A 237-nucleotide genomic window follows, 5' to 3' on the forward strand; every position below is an offset into this window, starting at 1 on the left:
GAGGCCGCCGCGAAAATGGCCGACGGTCGCCTGCGCGAAGCGCAGGATCCGGTCGGCGATGCCGCCGTGCAGCATCAGTTCGCCGGAAAAGATGAAGAACGGCACCGCGAGGAACGAGAACGCGTTCATCCCCGAGATCATCGACTGCATCGCGGTGGCGATCGGCAGCCCTTCGACGAGGTAGGTCAGCACGCATGCGATGCCGAGCGCGAACGACACGGGCACGCCGAGCACGAG

At 66.2% G+C, this 237-nt stretch carries 1 protein-coding gene; it reads right to left on the reverse strand.

The annotated features are described in order from the left end of the window. A partial coding sequence (locus SB751_RS35165) for a TRAP transporter large permease subunit (RefSeq protein ID WP_410749635.1) occupies positions 1–237 on the reverse strand: 237 nt, incomplete at both ends.

This window comes from Cupriavidus sp. SIMBA_020 (assembly GCF_046535395.1).
GTDB classification, from domain to species: domain Bacteria; phylum Pseudomonadota; class Gammaproteobacteria; order Burkholderiales; family Burkholderiaceae; genus Cupriavidus; species Cupriavidus campinensis.